Origin of the sequence: Streptomyces sp. NPDC058284, assembly GCF_042881135.1 — a bacterium.
Taxonomy (GTDB): Bacteria; Actinomycetota; Actinomycetes; order Streptomycetales; family Streptomycetaceae; genus Streptomyces.
The window spans coordinates 21889-40297 of record NZ_JBHVYE010000035.1 but is presented as its reverse complement, the minus strand read 5'-3'; the positions used below and the strand labels follow the sequence as shown (position 1 = coordinate 40297).

At 70.3% G+C, this 18409-nt stretch carries 20 protein-coding genes; 17 read left to right on the top strand and 3 right to left on the bottom strand.

What is annotated here, in order from left to right:
* Positions 1-45: 45 nt before the first annotated feature.
* From ACFVYR_RS33430 to ACFVYR_RS33375, 12 genes are all read left to right on the top strand, one after another.
* Positions 46-1023 carry an endonuclease/exonuclease/phosphatase family protein gene (locus ACFVYR_RS33430; protein ID WP_384261600.1) on the top strand — a complete coding sequence of 326 codons (978 nt, stop codon included), beginning with the start codon at positions 46-48 and terminating at the stop codon, positions 1021-1023.
* A 161-nt stretch (positions 1024-1184) separates the two neighbouring features.
* Positions 1185-2135: a hypothetical protein gene (locus tag ACFVYR_RS33425; protein ID WP_384261656.1), complete on the top strand. Its 951-nt coding sequence runs from the start codon at positions 1185-1187 to the stop codon at positions 2133-2135.
* Between the two features lie 105 nt (positions 2136-2240).
* Positions 2241-2951, top strand: coding sequence for a Flp pilus assembly protein CpaB (gene cpaB / locus ACFVYR_RS33420; RefSeq protein ID WP_384261603.1), 711 nt, complete (start codon positions 2241-2243; stop codon positions 2949-2951).
* A 10-nt stretch (positions 2952-2961) separates the two neighbouring features.
* Positions 2962-4581 (top strand): AAA family ATPase, encoded by a 1620-nt coding sequence (locus ACFVYR_RS33415; RefSeq protein ID WP_384261606.1) that lies wholly within the window; start codon positions 2962-2964, stop codon positions 4579-4581.
* An 80-nt stretch (positions 4582-4661) separates the two neighbouring features.
* Positions 4662-4991, top strand: coding sequence for a TadE/TadG family type IV pilus assembly protein (locus ACFVYR_RS33410; RefSeq protein ID WP_384261659.1), 330 nt, complete (start codon positions 4662-4664; stop codon positions 4989-4991).
* A gap of 46 nt (positions 4992-5037) precedes the next feature.
* Entirely contained in the window at positions 5038-6375 is a 1338-nt protein-coding gene (locus ACFVYR_RS33405) for a CpaF family protein (protein WP_384261609.1), read from the top strand.
* Positions 6372-7319, top strand: coding sequence for a type II secretion system F family protein (locus ACFVYR_RS33400; RefSeq protein ID WP_384261612.1), 948 nt, complete (start codon positions 6372-6374; stop codon positions 7317-7319). The genes ACFVYR_RS33405 and ACFVYR_RS33400 overlap by 4 nt, the downstream gene beginning before the upstream one ends.
* Positions 7320-7356: 37 nt before the next feature.
* The gene (locus tag ACFVYR_RS33395) at positions 7357-8238 is read left to right on the top strand and encodes a DUF5936 domain-containing protein (RefSeq protein WP_384261615.1); all 882 of its coding nucleotides are present in this window, start codon (positions 7357-7359) and stop codon (positions 8236-8238) included.
* Between the two features lie 261 nt (positions 8239-8499).
* Positions 8500-8718 (top strand): hypothetical protein, encoded by a 219-nt coding sequence (locus ACFVYR_RS33390; RefSeq protein WP_384261665.1) that lies wholly within the window; start codon positions 8500-8502, stop codon positions 8716-8718.
* A complete protein-coding gene (locus ACFVYR_RS33385) occupies positions 8715-9323 on the top strand; it encodes a pilus assembly protein TadG-related protein (protein WP_384261662.1) in 609 nt (202 codons plus the stop codon). The genes ACFVYR_RS33390 and ACFVYR_RS33385 overlap by 4 nt, the downstream gene beginning before the upstream one ends.
* A gap of 32 nt (positions 9324-9355) precedes the next feature.
* Entirely contained in the window at positions 9356-9952 is a 597-nt protein-coding gene (locus tag ACFVYR_RS33380) for a hypothetical protein (RefSeq protein ID WP_384261618.1), read from the top strand.
* Between the two features lie 3 nt (positions 9953-9955).
* Positions 9956-10633: an OmpA family protein gene (locus tag ACFVYR_RS33375; RefSeq protein WP_384261620.1), complete on the top strand. Its 678-nt coding sequence runs from the start codon at positions 9956-9958 to the stop codon at positions 10631-10633.
* Here the strand turns inward: ACFVYR_RS33375 and ACFVYR_RS33370 are convergent.
* On the bottom strand, positions 10623-11084 hold the full coding sequence (locus ACFVYR_RS33370) for a nuclear transport factor 2 family protein (protein ID WP_384261623.1): 462 nt from the start codon (positions 11082-11084) through the stop codon (positions 10623-10625). The genes ACFVYR_RS33375 and ACFVYR_RS33370 overlap by 11 nt on opposite strands.
* Before the next feature lie 82 nt (positions 11085-11166).
* Between ACFVYR_RS33370 and ACFVYR_RS33365 the strand changes: the two genes are divergently transcribed.
* Complete coding sequence (locus tag ACFVYR_RS33365; protein ID WP_384261626.1) at positions 11167-11964, top strand: class I SAM-dependent methyltransferase; 798 nt, start codon at positions 11167-11169, stop codon at positions 11962-11964.
* Positions 11965-12184: 220 nt separating this feature from the next.
* Here the strand turns inward: ACFVYR_RS33365 and ACFVYR_RS33360 are convergent, their stop codons facing one another.
* Positions 12185-12595, bottom strand: a complete 411-nt coding sequence (locus ACFVYR_RS33360; RefSeq protein WP_384261629.1) for a DUF192 domain-containing protein — start codon at positions 12593-12595, stop codon at positions 12185-12187.
* Positions 12596-12894: 299 nt separating this feature from the next.
* On the opposite strand from ACFVYR_RS33360, the gene ACFVYR_RS33355 reads away from it, so the two are divergent.
* Positions 12895-13461 carry a hypothetical protein gene (locus tag ACFVYR_RS33355; protein ID WP_384261632.1) on the top strand — a complete coding sequence of 189 codons (567 nt, stop codon included), beginning with the start codon at positions 12895-12897 and terminating at the stop codon, positions 13459-13461.
* Positions 13462-13566: 105 nt separating this feature from the next.
* On the opposite strand, the gene mgrA is transcribed toward ACFVYR_RS33355, so the two are convergent.
* Positions 13567-14604, bottom strand: a complete 1038-nt coding sequence (gene mgrA / locus ACFVYR_RS33350; RefSeq protein ID WP_384261634.1) for an L-glyceraldehyde 3-phosphate reductase — start codon at positions 14602-14604, stop codon at positions 13567-13569.
* Positions 14605-14733: 129 nt separating this feature from the next.
* Between mgrA and ACFVYR_RS33345 the strand changes: the two genes are divergently transcribed.
* The 3 genes from ACFVYR_RS33345 to ACFVYR_RS33335 all read left to right on the top strand — a co-directional run bounded on the left by ACFVYR_RS33345 (position 14734) and on the right by ACFVYR_RS33335 (position 18277).
* Positions 14734-15495 (top strand): isoprenyl transferase, encoded by a 762-nt coding sequence (locus tag ACFVYR_RS33345; protein ID WP_384261637.1) that lies wholly within the window; start codon positions 14734-14736, stop codon positions 15493-15495.
* A gap of 331 nt (positions 15496-15826) precedes the next feature.
* Positions 15827-17149 (top strand): PhoH family protein, encoded by a 1323-nt coding sequence (locus ACFVYR_RS33340; RefSeq protein ID WP_384261640.1) that lies wholly within the window; start codon positions 15827-15829, stop codon positions 17147-17149.
* A gap of 381 nt (positions 17150-17530) precedes the next feature.
* On the top strand, positions 17531-18277 hold the full coding sequence (locus tag ACFVYR_RS33335) for a lytic transglycosylase domain-containing protein (RefSeq protein ID WP_384261642.1): 747 nt from the start codon (positions 17531-17533) through the stop codon (positions 18275-18277).
* Positions 18278-18409 lie beyond the last annotated feature (132 nt).

The following is an 18409-nucleotide window of genomic DNA, read 5'->3' as shown; positions in this document are numbered from 1 at the left end:
CAGGCCCGGCTGCCGGAAAGCCGGGCGGACGGGGGTGGAACGACCATGAGAGCCAGCAGAGAAGTGACCGGCAGGGCGCGTACGTTCGTCTCGCTCGCGGCGCTGGTCGCCGGGGGAGTGCTGTGGGCCGCGCCGAACGGCGCCGCGGCCCCGGCCGACCCGGGCGCCGCCCCGGCCCCGGCCGCCGCGGCGTCGTACACCATCGGGCAGTTCAACATGGCGGGCGGCAACGCTCAGCACGGTGACGACGGTGACGAGGCACCGGACGCCCTGGTGCGCAGCGTCCAGGACCGCAAGCCCGCCTTCATGACGCTGAACGAGGCGTGCAGGGACTGGTCGGACCGGCTCCAGTCGCAGCTCGGCGGCGAGTACACGGTGCTGTTCGACCCGGTGACCAGGAGCGCGGGAGGGCCGAACACCAAGTGCTACCACCCGGTGGGCGTGCCGGACGACCAGCGCACGGACTTCGGCAACGGCCTGCTCGTCCGCAACGACATGGGCTTCGACACTTCGACGCTCGTCGGCCACAGCCTCGGCACCTCGGCCGACCGCGAGCAGCGCGAGATGCTCTGCATGACCTCGCCCACCAGGCAGCTGGCCCTGTGCAGCGTGCACCTCACGCACAACAGCAAGTCCGAGCGCCGCAAGGAGTCCGCGAAGGCCAAGGAGATCCTCGACACCACGTACGCCGGATACACGAAGTACCTGGGCGGCGACCTCAACGCCGAGCCGCTGCACCAGGCGCCGGACAACTTCTACCACCCCGACTACGGGCGGGGAGCGGGCGGCCAGTTCAAGGAGGCCGACAGCCACTGCGGCAACAACCCGCACTGGGGCGACGTGATCGGCGGCTCACCCTTCCCGGTGATCCTCTGGTGCCGTGACGGCGAGGCCACGATGAGCGACGCGAACAAGAAGATCGACTACATCTTCGTGCCGATGGCGACGCACGTCGACTGGGCCGACGCCACGAACGCGGAGCACTCCGACCACAAGCTGCTGTGGGCCGGGGTCACCTTCTGAGGAGCCCGGGCCGACGGCGGTCGGAACGACGGCGGTTCCCCCCGGGTGGAGCGGGGGGAATCGCCCACCTCCATATGAACAGTGGGAAGTTGGGTGTCGAGTCGACCATGACGTGGATATGGTGCTGAGGCAGGAGTGCACGAGGACCGGGGGTGTACGCATTGCCGACCGCCATAGCCGTCACGGGCCCCGACCTCGTGCTGCCGTCGCCCGACCGGCACACCCCGTCGGCCGCCGTCCTCCAGTCGGCCGTGCGGCCCCCGCGGGCGTACTCCCTGGACAAGGCGCTCGCCGAGATGCACACCCTCATCGAGCAGCACGGCCACGTCATCGCCCTGTGCCCCGCCTCCGCGCCCGCGGTCGTCCGGCAGCGGCTGCACGCGGTCCGCTCCGTCCTGGAGAGCGACCGCATCGCCGTCGTCCGCTCCGACCTGCCGCCGCTCGGCCTCTCCGTACTCGCGCTCCAGCTGCGGCAGCTGTCGGTCTGTGACTTCAGTCCCGGCGTCCTGGCCTGCGCCGCCCGGCTCCTCTCCCACTACATCTACGCGGGCGCCCTGCTCACCTCGGTCACCAGGCTCGACCGCGTCCCCGTCACCCTCAAGACACACGCCAAGTCCTGGCTGCCCGGCACCCAGTTCGCCGTCCTCGCCACCCCGCGCCCCGAACTCGTGAAGCTCTCCGGCGGCAACGGAACGGCCCTGCCGGGGCCGGGATTCGGCACCCGCCTGCTCTACGCCCCCGGCAAGCTGGCCCCCGACTGGGTGACCGGCACCCTCGCCCCCGCCTGGCGCTCCCAGGACGTCACCGAGACGACGCTGCCCGGCGAATCCGCGCGCTGGTGGGCCACCGGCAGGCTCGTCGAGTTCGCCGCGGCCATCCCCGACATCTCCGTCCTCTACCAACTCGTCTCGTCCGTCCGCCGAGACGACTGCCACTGGTGCGGCCTCGAACTCATCGGCGACCGCTGCGCGTTCTGCGCCGCGCCCCTGCCGCCGCCCGCCGAGCGCCCCGCGCCCCCGGTGCGCGCCCTCACCTCCACCGGCACCCGGCCCCGCCCCGGCAACGGCGGCCCACGGCACGACGCGACCGCCCTGCCCCGCGGCGCGACCTAGGTCAGGACCACCCGCCCCCGCACCTCGTACGCGACCGACGACCGCACGTGCGCCACCCCGCTCACTGTCCGTAGCCAACCGCACTCGATCGAGGTAGTCCGGCCCATGAACTCACGCCAGCGCCGCGGCGTCATCCTGCTGGTCCTTTCGGTCCTGTGCGCGATCGGCGCGTTCGCGGGCGTCCTGTCGGTGATCCGCGACGTGAATGCGAAGGTCGGCCCCGAAGTCCCCGCGTACAAGCTCAAGGACGACATCGCGCCCTACAAGGAGCTGACGTCCGACCAGTTCGAGAAGGTCGAGATGCCCGAGCGCTGGCTGTCCGACAACGCCGTCACCGACCTCCGGCAGATCCGCGGCAAGATCGCCGTCACCCAGCTGCGCAAGGGCTCGCTGCTGCAGTCCGACATGATCGTGAAACGGCCCGAACTCGGCCCGGGCCAGCAGGAGATCGCCATCATGATCGACGCCGCGACGGGCGTCGCCGGAAAGATCACGCCCGGCTCGACGGTCAACATCTACGCCACCTTCAAGGGCGAGGCCGACAACGCGAAGGACCAGTCCAAAGTCATCGTGGAGGGTGCCAGGGTGCTCGACGTCGGCAAGCTGACCCCGCTCGAACCGAACCAGGACGACCGCACCCGCCGCAGGGCCACCGAGGCGGTGCCCATCACGTTCGCCCTCGGCACCGCCGACGCCCAGCGCGTCGCGTACGCCGAGTCGTTCGCCACGCACGTCCGGCTCGCCCTGGTCGGCGCGGGCGGCGACGCGACCGTACCGCCCCGAGACCGGACGTACACCCTCGACGAGGACAAGTAGGAGGTCACGTATGACCACTCGGATCCTCCCCGCCGTCGGAGACATCGACGCGGCCCGCGCCCTATCCACGCTCACCGACCAGCTGCCCGACACCGAACCCGCGCTGCCGGTCGGCGACTCCACGGCGCTGCTCGACACCCTCGCGCACCTCGCCGCCGAGTCGGTCGACGAGCTGCCCGAGGTCGTCCTCGTCCACGAGCGGATCGGTCCCGTCCCCGCCCTCGACCTCATCCGCGACCTCGTCCTGCGCTTCCCCGCGGTCGGCGTCGTCCTGATCACCGCCGACACCGGCCCCGGACTCCTCACCGCCGCCATGGACTCCGGGGCACGCGGCATCGTCGGCCTCCCGCTCGCCTACGACGCCCTCGCCGAGCGCGTCCAGGCGGCCGCCGCCTGGTCCACCGGGATGCGGCGCCACCTGGGCAACGGCAGCGGCGGCCTCGAGCTGTACGCGGGCAACGGCGCCGGACCCGGCTCGGGCACCGTCGTCGCGGTCAGCGGGGCCAAGGGCGGCGTCGGGGCGACCGTCACCGCCGTCCAGCTCGCCCTCGCCGCCAACGCCTCGGGGCGCACCGTCGCCCTCCTCGACCTCGACCTGCAGTCCGGCGACGTCGCCTCCTACCTCGACGTGCAGTTCCGGCGCTCCGTCGCCGACCTCGCGGCGATCAGCGACATCACCCCGCGCGTCCTCCAGGACGCCGTCTACACCCACGAGACCGGCATCGGCCTGCTCCTCGCCCCCGCCGAGGGCGAACGCGGCGAAGAGGTCACCGACCGCGTCGCCCGCCAGATCATCGGCGCCCTGCGCACCCGCTACGACGTCGTGATCGTCGACTGCGGCGCCTACGTCACCGGGGCGAGCGCCACCGCGGTGGAACTCGCCGACCAGGCGCTGCTCCTCGTCACCCCCGACGTCGTGGCCGTCCGCGCCGCCAAACGCATGGTGCGCCTCTGGGACCGCCTGCAGATCCGCAAGGCGGAGGAGACCGTCACCGTCGTCAACCGGCACGGCAGGACCGCGGAGATCCAGCCCTCCCTGGTGGAGCGCGTCACCGGCACGAGAACGGCCCGTTCCACCGTGCCCGCCTGCTTCAAGGAGCTGCAGGGCGCGGTCGACGCGGGCCGCATGCAGGACCTGGAGAGCCGCTCCACGGTCAAGCAGGCGCTGTGGGCCCTCGCGGGCGAACTCGGCCTCGTCGACGGCGACACCGCGGCCGGCACCAAGCGCTCCGGCCTCGCCCTGCGCAGAAAGGCGGCGGGCGGCGACCGGGGCGCGGTCACCCTCGAATTCGCCGGCATGTTCCCGCTCCTCCTCGTCGTCATGACGCTCCTCTGGCAGTGCGCGCTGTACGGGTACTCGTACTCACTCGCGGGCAACGCGGCGGACGAGGCGGCGCGGGCGTACACGGCGGCGCGTGCGGTGGGGGAGGGCGCGGACGGGGCCTGCGACGCGGCGGGCAAGGAGCATCTGCCCGGTGCCTGGCAGGGCGCGGAGATCTCGTGCGGGGAGGAGGGCGGCGTGTACAAGGCCCACGTGCGGGTCGACGTGCCGGTGTTCTTCCCCGGCTTCGACGCGGGGTGGAAGGTTCACGGGGAGGCGGGCGCGGCGAAGGAGGGGGACGACGGGTGACGCGGCGCGGGTTCTTCGTGAGGCTCCGGGGCCGCCGGGGGCGGGACGGGCGCCGCCGCTGGGGCGACCGGGGCGTATCCATGCTGGAGTTCGCCGGCTTCCTGCCGATCCTGCTGCTCGTCGGCCTGGCCGCGATCCAGCTGGGCCTGGTGGGGTACGCCGCCAACCAGGCCGGGTCCGGCGCCCGCGCCGCGGCCCGCGCGGCCTCGCAGGGCGACTCCGGGGAGGCGGCGGGGGCGGCGGCGATGGACGGCGACCTGGACTCCTCCGTCGATGTCGGGATCGGCGCCGAGACCACGACCGCGACCGTCGAGGTCCAGGTCCCGACCCTGCTTCCCTTCATCGGCTCGGACTGGAGCGTCACCAAGCACGCCACCATGCCGAACGACGACGACCCCGCGGACGACTGACGCCCGCCTGAAACCAGGTATCGACGAAGGAGGTTGAGAGGACACCATGAGCCTGCGCGACCGCGTGGCCCCCACCCGCCAGACCGAGCCCAGCCGCGACGACGGCCTCGTCGCCGTCTACCGCTCCAAGCTCCTGGAGGAGATCGACCTCGCCGAGATGTCGTCGCTCGCGGCGGCCGACCGCCGGGTCCGCCTCGAACGAGTGCTCGGCCACATCATCAGCCGCGAGGGCCCCGTCCTCTCCACCTCCGAACGCGCCCAGCTGATCCGCCGCGTCGTCGACGAAGCCCTCGGACTGGGCGTACTCGAACCGCTCCTCGCCGACACCTCCATCACGGAGATCATGGTCAACGGCCCCGACTCGATCTTCGTCGAGCGCGCGGGGCGCGTGGAACAGCTCCCCCTGCGCTTCGCCTCGAACGAGCAGCTGATGCAGACCATCGAACGCATCGTCTCCACGGTCAACCGCCGCGTGGACGAGTCGAACCCGATGGTCGACGCCCGCCTGCCCACCGGCGAACGCGTCAACGTCATCATCCCGCCGCTCGCCCTGACCGGCGCCACCCTCACCATCCGCCGCTTCCCCCGTGCCTACACACTCCCCGAACTCATCGGCCTCGGCTCCCTCGACGAGCACATGCTGATGCTGCTCGCCGCGTTCGTGCGGGCCCGCTTCAACCTCATCGTCAGCGGCGGCACGGGCACCGGCAAGACCACCCTCCTCAACGCCCTCTCCGGCCTCATCCCCGCCCACGAACGCATCATCACCATCGAGGACTCCGCCGAGCTCCAGCTCCAGCAGGACCACGTCATCCGCCTCGAATCCCGGCCCGCCAACGTCGAGGGCAAGGGCCAGATCACCATCCGCGACCTCGTACGCAACTCCCTGCGCATGCGACCCGACCGCATCATCGTCGGCGAGGTCCGCGGCGGCGAGACCCTCGACATGCTCCAGGCGATGTCGACCGGCCACGACGGCTCCCTGGCGACCGTCCACGCGAACACCGCGGAGGACGCCCTGATGCGCCTGCAGACCCTCGGCTCCATGTCGGAGGTCCAGATCCCCTTCGAGGCCCTGAAGGACCAGATCAACTCGGCCGTCGACGTCGTCATCCAGCTGGCCAGGCACGGTGACGGCTCCCGCAAGGTCGCCGAGATCGTGCTGCTCGTCAGCCACGGCCGCCAGCAGTTCCGCATCGTGCCGGTCACCCGCTTCGTGCCGTACCCGCTCGGCGCCGACCGCGTCGTGCACGGCCGCTTCGAGCACCTGCCGCTGCCCCGCGAGGTCGCCGACAAGCTGTACGTCGCCAACGAACCGGTGCCGCCGGCCTTCGGTGTGGCGGAGGCCATCGACGTACTGGACACGAGGGAAGCGATCGGATGAACGACCCCGCCGCCCTCGCACTGGGCGCCACGATCCTCACGGGCACACTCGCCGTCGCCGGCATCCACACGTACGCGTCGGGGCGCGCCCAGCGCCAGGCCCTGGCCGACCGCCTGGCGCTCGGCCCCGGCTCGGGGGACGGCGGCCCGGCCGGCCGCGCCCGTCGCTTCGCCGCCGTCGACCGCCGCCTGCGCCGTACCCGCCTGGGCCGCTCCCTGCACCTGCGCCTGTCGGCCACCGGACTCGACCTGACACCAGGCGAGTTCTTCACCTACGTCGTCGCGGTGGTCGCCGCCCTCTGGCTGACGGCGGCGGCCACGCTCGCCCCCTTCTTCGGCCCGATCGCGGGAGTGGTCGCCGTCTGGAGCGCGGTCGCCTTCCTCAACTGGCAGCGACAGAAGCGCATCGAGGCGTTCATCAACCAGCTCCCCGACGTGGCACGCATCCTGGCCAACGCGACGGCGGCGGGCCTGGCCCTGCGCACGTCGCTCGCCATGGCGGCGGAGGAGCTGGAGGCCCCCGCGGGCGAGGAACTCAGCCACGTCGCCGACCAGTTGACCCTGGGCCGCTCCATCGACGACACCCTCGGAGAACTGGCCGAACGCCTGCCGTCCCGCGAGCTGATAGTCCTGGTCACCACCCTCGTCCTCTCCAACAAGGCGGGCGGCACGGTGGTCAACTCGCTGCGCAACCTCACCCAGACCCTGGAGGACAGGAAGGAGACCCGGCGCGAGGTCCGCACGATGCTGTCGGAGGTCCACGCGACGGCGTTCACGGTTCCCCTGCTCGGCCTGGGCTCCCTGCTCCTCATCAACTCCTCGAACGAGGGCGCGCTGGAGCGCGTGACGGGCTCACCGCTCGGCCAGACACTGATCCTCATCTCGCTCGGCCTGTACGGGATCGGCTTCTTCGTGATCAGACGCCTCGGAAAGATCGAGGTCTAGAAGTACCGTACAAGAAGGGAGGGTTACGTTGCTGGGCATGCTGCTAGCGGTCGCGATGGGCCTCGCTGTGGCGGGCGTCTGCCAGGGCATCCGCATGTACCGCGCGGACGCGAAGCTCCCCTCCGACCTGGCCATCGCCCTGGAGGTCGGCGCGACCCGCGTCTCGGTGGCGGGCTCCGCGGTCGACCGCCTCGGCATGCGCTTCGCCCCCTTCGTGCTGCGCCTGATGGGCCCGAAGCGCGTCGACGCCAAGCGGCGCAGGATCGACATGGCGGGCAACCCGGGCGGGCTGACCATCGACCGCTACGCCGCGCGCCGCGCGGTCTACGGCGTCTTCGGCCTCGTCCTCGGCCTGGTCTTCCTGACCAACGGCTCCCCGCTCTTCGGCCTGCTCACCCTGGTCTTCGGCGCGGTGGCGGCCGACGCGCTGATCTGGCAGGCGATCCGCGAACGCCGCGAGGTCATCGACCGCACGCTCCCCGACTTCCTGGACGTCCTGGCCGTCGTCGTCTCGGCGGGCCTCGGCTTCCGCCAGGCGCTCGACCGCGTCGCCGAACGGTACGAGGGCCCGTGGGCGGACGAACTCCGCATCACCCTGCGCCAGATGGACATGGGGGTCAGCCGCCGCCAGGCCTTCGACGAGCTCCGCCGCCGCAACGCGTCCGAGCAGGTCGCCCAGTTCGTCTCGGCGCTCCAGCAGGGCGAGGAGCTGGGCTCCCCGATCGCCGACACCCTGATCCAACTCGCCACGGACATGCGCCGCACCGACGCGCAGAACTCCCGCCGCAGAGCGGCGAAGACGATCCCCAAGGCGACGATGGTGACACTCGTCTTCATGCTCCCGGCCACGATGATCCTGATCGCCGCGGGCATGTTCCTCGGCTCGGGCTCCGACTTCGGCTCGATCCTGGGCCGTTAACACCAGGAGCGAGCACCAGGTTCGCGAAATCTCTTCGCGGATGCAACTCGATGTGGGACAGTCGGAATTGAGCTCACGGTTCGCGGGAGGGGACTTCGTGCATGGTGATCTCACCGAGAGGGAAGAGAACCCGCCAACTTGGCGACGCCGCGCGCCGGTTGGCGCATCCGTCGCGCAGAGTTGCTGCCGTTGTACGCGTGGTGGCGTACGTTGCCTCTGACTGCAACGGTCGCGGTATCGGGTGGGAGAGAAGGGGCCGTCGTGCTGAAGGATCGCGCGCTCAAAGTCTGGGTCGACTGGACGGTCGCCGTGGCGTCCCGGGTTCGGGGGAGGGGACGGGATGCGGGGGCGGGGTTTGTGGAGTATGCGGGGTTGATGATTCTTATTGCGGGGATCTTCACGTTGATCGACCAGCTGGGGCTGGACGGCACGATCTCCGGAGCCATCGGGGACGCGGTCGACGACGTGGTCGGCGGCTGAGGACCGCAGATCTCCGTAGCGATAAAGGGCAGACTCTCCCGATATACATATGGATGACGGGAATTCTGCTCTTCGTCGCGTTCGCCTTCTTCGCTTTCGCCCAGGCCGCGTCGGCCCGTAACGGCGCCCAATCGGCGGCTGACGCCGCCGCTTTGGCTGCGGCCCAGGACGCCAGGGATGAACTCGTCGATGGATTAGAGCTGTCCATTGGCGAAAGTGACGACTGGCTGGACTGGCTCGTGGGAGACAAGTTCACCGGCGCCGGCGCCCGAGGTGCGGCGCAGGCACTGGCCGCTGACAACGATGCGACCGTCATCGGCTTCGGGCCGGACGAAGTGAACGGCTCCCCGGGCTTCTGGGCGCAGATCGAAACCACGTACACCGTAGGCGACTCGATCATCCCGGGCACGGAATCGAAGCACGCGAAGGCCGAGGCGACGGCTGTCATCGAACCGCGCTGCGAGGTCGACCCGTCCGCCGATCCGGAGAAACCCGTGGAATTGACGTGTGAAGGTGACGAACCCTTCGAGATCGATCCGGACGACTTCGAATTGGGTGACCTCCCCGACGCGTCCGTCCTCTTCTCTGTTCACCTGGCCGACTGACAAGCGATCGACGAGAGAGGGAGGCTGTAGTGATGGACATTCGGCGCACCATGACGACCCGCAGGGCAATGACCGCTGTGGCGATCGCGACCGGGCTCGTTCTCACAATCGCCGGTTGCGGTGGCGGGGAAGATGACGACAAGCCCGACAAGACCGGTTCTTCGTCGTCATCGTCGGGGAAGGGCGGGGACGATGAGGGGCCGAAGGAGGACGGGGCCCCACCGGCGGACAAGGTCCTGGCGGAGACCAGGGACGGTGACGTCGGTGTCAAAATCACGTCGGCTCTCCGTGACGGAGGCGGCTTCGTCACTGTTTCGGGCACTGTCACCAATAACGGGGACCGGTCCTGGATGGGTGCCGACTGGGCCAGCGACGAACGTGAGTTGCGGTCCAATGGAGGTTCCCTGTCCGGTGCCAGCCTCGTGGACACAAAGGGCAAGAAGAAGTACCTGGTCCTCAGGGACACGTCAGGGCGTTGCCTCTGCACCAAGTTCGACGGGCGCGTGAAGCAGGGAGAAACGGCTAACTGGTTCGCGCAGTTCCCTGCTCCTCCCGAGGGGACCGGCACCGTCACCTTCCAGGTGGGATCGATGCCCCCCGCCCCCCTCGACATCTCCGACGGCGAGTGACCCATGACCCGCCACCTCCACCGCGCCACCACCGCCGCCACCCTCACCGTCCTGGCCCTGCTCCTCGTACCCGCGCCCGCCCTCGCCGACGACGAAGACCCCAGCGCACCCCCCGGCAGCACAACCACCTCCCCACCCCCCAAAGTCGACGCCACCAGCCCGGGGCTGAAGCTCGCCGACGGCGCGACCCTCGCCCCGGCCAAGGTGCTGGACATCAAGTCCGTCGTCGAGGACCTCGGCGGCGAGGAGCGGCGCGAGGACACCAACACGGACGTGAAGTTCGCGTTGCAGGCGGAGGTGCTGTTCCCCAAGGACAGCCCGAAGCTGAACCCCGAGGCGAACGCCCGGATCAAGGCGATCGCCGAGGAGGCGAAGAACCAGAAGGCCACGGACGTCAGGGTGTTCGGCTTCACGGACAGCCTCGGCAGTTACAGCCACGGGAAGAAGCTGTCCCGCGACCGCGCGGAAGCCGTGCACGACAGACTCGCGGCCTACCTCGGCCCCGAGGTCACGTACTCCGTGCGCGGCTACAGCGAGGACTACCCGATCGCGGACAACGGCTCCGAGGAGGGCCGTACGAAGAACCGCCGGGTGGAAGTCTCCTTCCCGCGCGGCAGCACGGGGACCGAGTCCGGCTCGGAGTCGGAGTCCGGCTCCGAGTCGGACGGCACTACGAGCTGAGCCACGGGTAACGCCCCACGTCCCCGCCCGCGTAATCCGGATCCAGATAGATGAAGCAGCGCTGGATCAGCCAGTCCCGGATCTCGAAGACGTCGCAGAAGCGGCCCGCGCCCCAGCCGGGCAGCCCTTCGCGCCACGCCCCGTCCCGGTGCTCGCCATGGCTCGTGCCCTCGCAGACGACGGTGTCCGTGCCGGAGAAGACCCAGTTGAAGTCGGCGTAGTGGTGCGTGATGGAGCGGATCGTGCCGCCCACGTCGCCGAACATCCGCCCGATGGCCGCCTTGCCGTCGGCGAGGCCCCACTTGGGGAAGTACACCTGGGCGTCGTCCGCGAAGAGGTCGAGGAGCGGGGCGCCGTCGGAGGTCCTGCCGCCCCGGTCGAAGGCCTTGAGGTAGGCGAGCGCGACCGACTTGCGCTGCTCGTCCGTCATGGTGTGCCGGGTCACTGTCACACGGGTGGAGTCTGACGGCTGCCGGCCGCGCGTCAAGGGCCCGCGGCGCGGCGCCGGGCGCACCCGATGTCAGGATTGCCCCATGACCAGCCACGCAAGCCAGGACCCCGGGGCCACCGGCGGCCCCCGCACGTTCGACGACCTCGTCGCCGAGGCCGAGGCCGCGCCCACCGAAGGGTGGGACTTCTCCTGGTTCGAGGGCCGGGCCACCGAGGCGCGGCCCTCGTGGCGGTACGCCGAGGCCATGGCGGACCGCCTCGCCACCGCCTCCGCGAGCCTCGACATCCAGACCGGCGGCGGCGAGGTCCTGGCCCTGGCCGCCACCCTGCCGCCGCTCGCCGTCGCCACGGAAGGCTGGCCCGCGAACGTCGCGAAGGCCACCGCCCTGCTCCACCCACGCGGCGTGGCCGTTGTCGCCTCGCCCGAGGACGCCCCGCTGCCGTTCGCGGACGGCGCCTTCGACCTCGTCACCAGCCGGCACCCGGTGAAGGCCCACTTCGACGAGATCGCGCGCGTACTGCGCCCCGGCGGCACGTACTTCGCTCAACACGTCGGGCCCGCCAGCGTCTTCGAGGTCGTCGAGTACTTCCTCGGACCGCAGCCGGCGGAGGTCAGGAACAGCCGCCACCCCGACATCGAGCGCGCCGAGGCCGAGGCGGCGGGCCTGGAGGTCGTGGACCTGCGGGCCGAGCGGCTGCGGATCGAGTTCCACGACATCGGCGCGGTCGTCCACTTCCTGCGCAAGGTGGTGTGGATGGTCCCGGGCTTCAGCGTCGCGGAGTACCGGCCGCGACTGCGCGAACTGCACGACCGGATCGAGGCGGAGGGCCCCTTCGTCGCCCACAGCACCCGGCACCTCTTCGACCTGCGCAAGCCGTAGCCGCTGGAACACATCACGCGCACCGCTCAATTCGTGACGTATGGCCGCGAATCCGAGCCCCGATTCCTCATCGTTATCAATACTGGCTCGATCCGCCTCTGAACGTCACGTAAGTTCAGACCAAGGCTAATTCGCGTGAGCAAATCTGCGCGGCGGTGCCGTGCGGCGGAGGGGGCCGCGCGGCGCCGCGAGCCGTCCCCCGGAGCCGGTCCCCGAACCGTCACCGCACGCCGCCCCCGGCCCCGTGCACGACGATCCGCGCACCCCGGCGTACGCCCCAGCCCGCCATCGCCCCGGCCTCCGCCTCGATCACGTGCCTGGCCCTCGGCCGCGGCAGCCCGATACGTCCCGGACGCATCGTCCGGACGGACAGCACCCGCAGCTCGCGGTCGAGATACGCCACATCAATGGCGAAGCGCATCCGAACGGTGTGCACGCTGCTCGCCGGTGACAGCAGGAGCGCGCCCGTCATCCCCGTACGCCCGAGCAGCCCCCGCCGCCGCGCCCGCGCCGAGTCCGCGATCTCCAGAGGGATCTCCGCAGACGCCTCAGGCGCGATCGGTGAAGAGGGAGTACCGAGGGTCGGGTCCGCGCGGCCCGGCAAAGGGGCAGAGACCGTCATCGTCGCCATGACCGCGAAATTAGCGGCCCGGCCACCCGGGGCGTCAAGCGCGCGAACCGCGCGGGGGTCCCTCTTGGGGGTACCGACGCGCACGGCCGGAATTCGCCTTCGAACCCCCGATTCCGCCGGTGGAACGGGATCGCGCAGTCGTCGGCCGGTCTCGGAGAGTAGTTGTGGCGCGCCAATGCACCCATCAGCACTTACGAAGGGTTATGGTGGAAACCCCCCCTCGGGCCGGTCCGTCTCCCCCCCACGGACCGGCCCGATTTTTTGTGCCCGAAGATCTTCGTCCGGTTATCGTCATGGGCATGTCTAACGAGCACCCCCCTCCGCCCCCTCCGCAGCCCGGCCCCCAGTCCAACCCCCAGTCCAGCCTGCCCACCTACAACGGCCCCGCCCAGGACCCGGGCTACGGCCAGGCTTATGGCCAGGGCTACGGGCAGGGCTACGGACAAGGTTATGGACAGGGCTACGGTCCGGGCCCCGGGTACGGATACGGGCAGGGTCCGACGGCCCCGTTCCGGATGCCCGGCGTGGTCCGCGCCGCGCAGATCGTGACCTGGGTGCTCGCCGGACTCACCGTCCTCGGCACCGTCATCCTGATCGCCATCGCCAACCCCGAGACGGCGGGCGCGGCCCTCGGCGTGAACATCTGCCTCCTGGTCGCGGCCGGCATGGCCTTCCGCTTCGGCACCGCGGGCAACGGCATCCGCGTCACCTGCATCGTCCTGATGAGCGTGCAGATCGCCTTCGGCCTCGGCGGCACGGCCGCGGGCAACCCGGGCGGACTGCTGCCGCTGCTCGGCGCGATAGCCGTCGTCGTCCTGCTCTCGCAGGGCACGGCGGGCGCGTGGTTCAAGCGGCCGCGGGCCTGACACGGCCGGCCCAACGCGCGCCACCTGGCGAAGACGGCCCGGGGCCCCTGGCCGGAACGCACCGCGTCCGGCCCGGGGCCCCGCCACGTCACGTCACCCGTCGGTTCAGCCCCGCCCGGCCCAGATGTTGGTGCCCGGCGTCGACACCGCGAACGTGTCGATCGCGGAGAGCTCGCTCTCCGTCAGCTTCGGGCCCGCGAGCGCCGCCACGTTCTCCTCCAGCTGCTTGACGCTGGAGGCGCCGATCAGCGCGGAGGTCATCCGCTCGTCGCGGAGCACCCAGTTCAGCGCGAGTTGGGCGAGGGACTGGCCGCGGCCTGCCGCGATGTCGTTCAGGCCGTTCAGCCGCCGCACGACCTCGTCGCTCAGCAGGTCCGGGTCGAGCGACTTGCCCTGGGTGGCGCGTGAACCCTCGGGGATCCCCTTCAAGTACTTGTTCGTGAGCAGGCCCTGGGCGAGCGGCACGAAGGAGATGCACCCCATGCCCGCCTCCTCCAGGGTGTCGAGCAGCCCGTCCTCCTCGGTCCAGCGGTTGATCATCGAGTACGAGGGCTGGTGGATGAGGGCGGGGACGCCCATCTCCCGCAGCAGGCGCGCCGCCCGCGCGGTCTGCTCGCTGTTGTACGAGGAGACGCCCACGTAGAGCGCCTTGCCCTGCTGGACGGCCGAGGCGAGGGCGCCCATCGTCTCCTCGAGCGGAGTCTCCGGGTCGAAGCGGTGGGAGTAGAAGATGTCCACGTAGTCGACACCCATCCGCCTGAGCGACGCGTCGAGGGACGACAGCAAATACTTTCGACTGCCCCACTCGCCGTACGGGCCGGGGTGCATGAGGTAGCCGGCCTTGGTCGAGAGGACCAGCTCGTCACGGTACGGGGCGAAGTCCTGCGCGAAGACCTTGCCGAAGTTGAGCTCCGCGGAGCCGGCCGGCGGACCGTAGTTGTTCGCCAGGTCGAAGTGCGTGACGCCCAGGTCGAAGGCGCGGCGCAGGATCCCGCGCTGCGTCTCCAGGGCCTTGTCGTCGCCGAAGTTGTGCCAGAGCCCGAGGGACACCGCGGGCAATTTCAGACCGCTGCGGCCCGTCCGCCGGTACTCCATCGAGTCGTAACGGTCCGGTGCCGCGCGATACAGAGACGTGTCGTTCATGGGGACGAAGCTACTTCAGCGCCCTGGCACCCGACTGTGGAGGGACGCTCGAGCGGCGGTAGGGTGTCGCCCTCGGGGTTGCTCTGGGCGCGCCCCTGGAGGATCGCCATCTGCTGGAGGCTGACACACGTGAACCTGCGCGACCTGGTGTACGGACTTTACGCACGCCGGGTGGAAGGCCGCCTCGACCACGACCAGGTGCCCAAGCACATCGGGGTCATCCTCGACGGCAACCGCCGCTGGGCGAAGGCGGCGGGCGGGACCACCGCAGAGGGCCACCAGGCGGGCGCACACAAGATCGAGGAGTTCCTCGGCTGGTGCGCCGAGACGGACGTCGAGGTCGTGACGTTGTGGATGCTGTCCACCGACAACTTCGACCGGCCCGACGACGAGCTGAAGCCGCTCCTCGGCATCATCGAGGCCACCGTCCGCTCGCTCGTCGCCGACGGCCGCTGGCGCGTGCACCACGTCGGCGCGCTGGACCTGCTGCCCGCCCACACCCAGATGGTGATGAAGGAAGCCGAAGAGGCGACCCGGACCAACACCGGGATACTGGTCAACGTCGCCGTCGGCTACGGCGGCCGCCAGGAGATCGCCGACGCGGTCCGCTCGCTGCTCCTGGAGCAGGCGGACAAGGGCAGCAGCCTGGAGGAGGTCGCGGAGAGCGTCGACATCGACCAGATCTCCAAGCACCTCTACACCAGCGGCCAGCCGGACCCCGACCTGGTGATCCGAACGAGTGGTGAGCAGCGTCTCTCCGGATTCATGCTCTGGCAGTCCGCCCACTCCGAGTACTACTTCTGCGAAGTCTTCTGGCCGGCCTTCCGCAAGGTCGACTTCCTGCGCGCGCTGCGTGACTACGCGGCCCGCCACCGCCGCTACGGCGGCTGACCGGGCACGCCCCTGAGGTCGGGGTAACCCGGAGTTAACCAACGCGTCGTCATATGCCATGGCATGGCTGCGCTTGTTCGAGGGAATAAGCCTTCCAGGTCGACGTCTCAGCAGTATCCGACAGGGACGTCGTATCTCAGCGGGCGGCATGAGCCGTCCGCCCGGGAGGCCCGTTGCACCAGGACGACCGTGTGAGCAGCACGGGCGACGTGGAGGGCCGGCGCTCGGCCCGCGCACCGCGGCCCGTGACCGGTCCGGCTCACACCCGCCGGATCGCCCCCGGCATCCCTCCCGTCGCTCCCCGACCTCATCCGAGGGGGTACGTCCTTCCGTGGTGACCAGCACAAAGCGCCGCATGCCCGACAGGCGCACCTATGTTCTCGACACCAGCGTCCTGCTGGCCGACCCGAACGCCCTGACCCGCTTCGACGAGCACGAAGTCGTGCTGCCCGTCGTCGTGGTGACGGAGCTGGAGGCCAAGCGGCACCATCCGGAGCTCGGCTACTTCGCCCGGCAGGCGCTGCGCCTGCTGGACGACTTCCGTATCCGGCACGGCCGCCTGGACGCCCCGATCCCGATCGGGGACCTGGGCGGTTCGCTGCGCGTCGAGCTCAACCACTCCGATCCCGGCGTACTTCCGGCCGGCTACCGGTTGGGGGACAACGACTCACGGATTCTCGCCGTCGCGCGCAACCTCCAGGCGGAGGGGTACGACGTCACCGTCGTCTCCAAGGACCTGCCGCTCAGGATCAAGGCGTCCTCGGTCGGCCTCCTCGCCGAGGAGTACCGCGCCGAGCTCGCCATCACGGACTCCGGCTGGACCGGCATGTCCGAACTGACGCTCTCGGCCGAACAGGTGGACCTCCTCTTCGAAGAGGACACCCTGTACGTCCCCGAGGCGGCCGACCTGCCCGTGCACACGGGGCTCACCATCCAGTCGGAGCGGGGCAAGGCGCTGGGCCGCGTCACGTCCGAGGGCAACGTCCGCCTCGTACGCGGGGATCGGGAGGCCTTCGGCATCAAGGGCCGCAGCGCCGAGCAGCGGATCGCGCTCGATCTGCTCCTCGACCCGGACGTCGGCATCGTCTCGATGGGCGGCCGCGCGGGCACCGGCAAGTCGGCGCTGGCGCTCTGCGCGGGCCTGGAGGCCGTCCTGGAGCGCCGGCAGCACCAGAAGGTGATGGTCTTCCGGCCGCTGTACGCGGTGGGCGGGCAGGAGCTCGGCTATCTGCCCGGCACCGAGGCGGAGAAGATGGGCCCCTGGGCGCAGGCGGTCTTCGACACGCTCGGTTCGGTGGCGGGCAAGGAGGTCATCGAGGAGGTCACGGCGCGCGGGATGCTCGAAGTGCTGCCGCTCACCCATATCCGGGGGCGCTCGCTGCACGACGCCTTCGTGATCGTGGACGAGGCGCAATCCCTGGAGCGGAACGTCCTGTTGACCGTTCTGTCCAGGATCGGGGCGAACTCCCGTGTCGTACTGACCCATGACGTGGCCCAGCGCGACAACCTCCGCGTCGGGCGGTACGACGGCGTGGTCGCCGTCGTCGAGAAGCTGAAGGGGCATCCGCTCTTCGCGCACGTCACGCTCACGCGGTCGGAGCGTTCGCAGATCGCGGCCCTGGTGACCGAAATGCTGGAGGACGGTCACCTCTGAGGCACATGACGGCAATCGCACCGTAGTTGGCGCCGCCCGGCGAAGCGAAGGAGCCTAGCCGGGCGGCGTCTCAGTGCGCGCCTCTTTCCGTAAAACTCGTGGGGCAAACGGGGTGTGAGCTTTCCCACGCAACGGAGAATTGCCTTGCGGTGTCCGGCTGGGGCAGAGTCTGGGTCCTGTCAGGCCCCGCATGCGACACACCTGTACCCCCAGCGGTACCGAACACCAGAACTTCATAGTGACCGTCGCATGCCGCCCGAAGCACCACGCGACGCTCCCGTCACGGGAGTTGAGCACCGGGTCCGTGCCTCCCGTGACCGATCGCAAGCGGAGGCCAGTGCCAGGGGCACGATTGCGTCCGCGAGGTCACCTATGCGGGCGATGCTGGAAGGAAACCGTGTGAGCCGGATTTCGGTCCGGGGATTCGCCGTGGCATCTGCCACCGCGGTCACCACCGTCGGCGCTGTCGTGGGTGTCGCCTCGGGCAACACCCAGCCCTCGAACACGAACGACTTCGAGGCAGCTGCAAGCGATGCGACGCTCCTCGCAGACATCCCCGCGGGTCAGCAGGCGCAGGTCCAGACCGTCTCCCTGACGCAGCAGGCCGACGCGCAGGCCATGGCCGCCGACAACGCGGCGCGGAAGACCGCCGCGGAGGAGGCCCGCAAGCAGGCCGCCGCATCGGCGATCGAGAAGCAGAAGGCCGCGGCGAAGGCGGAGAAGGAGGAGGCGGCCAAGAAGGCCGCCGCCAAGAAGGAGCGTGAGGAGAAGGCCGAGAACAAGGCCAGCCGCTCCTCCGCCCGCGACGCCTCCAGCTTCTCGCCCCAGAGCTCTTACACGGTCGCTCAGGTCCAGGCGATGGCACGGCAGATGGTCCCCGGCGACCAGTTCCAGTGCTTCAGCAACATCGTCAACCACGAGTCCACGTGGAACTACAAGGCCACCAACGCCGGTTCCGGTGCGTACGGCCTCGTGCAGGCGCTGCCCGGTTCCAAGATGGCCTCGGCGGGCGCCGACTGGCAGACCAACCCGGCCACGCAGATCAAGTGGGGCCTCGGGTACATGAACGACCGCTACGGCAGCCCGTGCGGAGCCTGGAGCTTCTGGCAGGCGAACAGCTGGTACTAGGCCGGATCCGGCCCTACCGGTGCTCAACCTTGAGAGGCCCCTCACCGTCCTTCGGTGGGGGGTCTCTCCCGTGTACGGTCGGTGCGACAGCTCCAGGGGGGAGCGGTGGGGAACGACGGGGGTAGAGGACGG

Excerpts from the sequence above, each read along its gene's own strand:
- ACFVYR_RS33430 (WP_384261600.1), top strand. The coding sequence starts at position 46 with ATGAGAGCCAGCAGAGAAGTGACCGGCAGGGCGCGTACGTTCGTCTCG.
- cpaB (WP_384261603.1), top strand. The coding sequence starts at position 2,241 with ATGAACTCACGCCAGCGCCGCGGCGTCATCCTGCTGGTCCTTTCGGTC.
- ACFVYR_RS33415 (WP_384261606.1), top strand. The coding sequence starts at position 2,962 with ATGACCACTCGGATCCTCCCCGCCGTCGGAGACATCGACGCGGCCCGC.
- ACFVYR_RS33410 (WP_384261659.1), top strand. The coding sequence starts at position 4,662 with ATGCTGGAGTTCGCCGGCTTCCTGCCGATCCTGCTGCTCGTCGGCCTG.
- ACFVYR_RS33405 (WP_384261609.1), top strand. The coding sequence starts at position 5,038 with ATGAGCCTGCGCGACCGCGTGGCCCCCACCCGCCAGACCGAGCCCAGC.
- ACFVYR_RS33400 (WP_384261612.1), top strand. The coding sequence starts at position 6,372 with ATGAACGACCCCGCCGCCCTCGCACTGGGCGCCACGATCCTCACGGGC.
- ACFVYR_RS33395 (WP_384261615.1), top strand. The coding sequence starts at position 7,357 with ATGCTGCTAGCGGTCGCGATGGGCCTCGCTGTGGCGGGCGTCTGCCAG.
- ACFVYR_RS33380 (WP_384261618.1), top strand. The coding sequence starts at position 9,356 with ATGGACATTCGGCGCACCATGACGACCCGCAGGGCAATGACCGCTGTG.
- ACFVYR_RS33375 (WP_384261620.1), top strand. The coding sequence starts at position 9,956 with ATGACCCGCCACCTCCACCGCGCCACCACCGCCGCCACCCTCACCGTC.
- ACFVYR_RS33365 (WP_384261626.1), top strand. The coding sequence starts at position 11,167 with ATGACCAGCCACGCAAGCCAGGACCCCGGGGCCACCGGCGGCCCCCGC.
- ACFVYR_RS33360 (WP_384261629.1), bottom strand. The coding sequence starts at position 12,595 with ATGGCGACGATGACGGTCTCTGCCCCTTTGCCGGGCCGCGCGGACCCG.
- ACFVYR_RS33355 (WP_384261632.1), top strand. The coding sequence starts at position 12,895 with ATGTCTAACGAGCACCCCCCTCCGCCCCCTCCGCAGCCCGGCCCCCAG.
- mgrA (WP_384261634.1), bottom strand. The coding sequence starts at position 14,604 with ATGAACGACACGTCTCTGTATCGCGCGGCACCGGACCGTTACGACTCG.
- ACFVYR_RS33335 (WP_384261642.1), top strand. The coding sequence starts at position 17,531 with ATGCTGGAAGGAAACCGTGTGAGCCGGATTTCGGTCCGGGGATTCGCC.